General features: G+C 59.4%; 1 protein-coding gene. It reads left to right on the top strand.

Translation table 11 applies throughout. The features are described from left to right. Positions 1-56: 56 nt before the first annotated feature. Positions 57-1,044, top strand: a 988-nt coding sequence (locus FJ957_RS31720; RefSeq protein WP_140837566.1) for an IS481 family transposase, incomplete at its 3' end; no start/stop codon positions are given.

Genomic DNA, 1,044 nt, shown 5'->3' with positions numbered 1-1,044 from the left:
TGTTTGATCCCAGGCTTTGATGGGGCATCCTTATCTTCCGAATCAAAGGATGCGCTATGGGCCAGGTTCTGCATGGGAGCGCCACAACGACAGAGGCGGTCCGTCGAGCGATACAGCATAGTCAAGAGAGCCTGAGGACGCTGGCCAAGCGCTACGGGATTAACCAGAAGACGGTTGCGAAGTGGAAGAGGCGAGCTTCGGTCGCCGATCTAGCGACTGGTCCGAAGGAGCCGAGATCGACGGTGCTCTCGATTGAGGAGGAGGCAGTCATTGTCGCTTTCCGCCGCTACACGCTGCTGCCGCTCGACGACTGCCTCTATGCGCTCCAGGCGACCATCCCGCTCCTGACGCGGTCTTCATTGCATCGCTGTCTGCAACGCCATGGCATCAGCCGGCTCCCGGATGTCGAGGGCGACAAACCGGCGAAGAGGAAATTCAAGAGCTACCCGATCGGTTACTTCCATATCGACATTGCCGAGGTCAGGACCGAGCAAGGCAAGCTGCACATGTTCGTCGCTATCGACCGCACCTCGAAGTTCGCCTTCGTCGAGTTGCACGAGAAGGCCCCCACAGCCGTATCAAGAGACTTTCTGCTGCGGTTGATCGTGGCCGTGCCCTACAAGATCCACACCGTGCTTACCGACAATGGCATCCAGTTCACCACCCCCGGTGCCGGTGGCTCGGCGGTGCCGCTGATCAAGGAGGCAATCGCCAATGGCGAGATCTTCCGCGCCCACGCCTTCGAATATGCCTGCGCCAAGAACGACATCGAGCACCGCACGACCAAGGCCAGGCATCCGTGGACCAACGGCCAGGTCGAGAGAATGAACCGGACTATCAAGGACGCCACCGTCAAGCGCTTCTACTACGAGAGCCACGATCAGCTCCGGACCCATCTCGCCGACTTCGTCGCCGCCTACAACTTCGCCCGCAGGCTCAAGACCCTCAAAGGTCTCACACCCTACGAGTTCATCTGCAAGGCGTGGGTCTCACAACCGGAACGTTTCAAACTCAATCCGCTCCAGCAAATGCCGGGACCAAACA

Source organism: Mesorhizobium sp. B2-4-6 (genome assembly GCF_006442775.1).
Taxonomy (GTDB): Bacteria; Pseudomonadota; Alphaproteobacteria; order Rhizobiales; family Rhizobiaceae; genus Mesorhizobium.
This window is presented reverse-complemented; position numbering and strand designations above follow the sequence as displayed.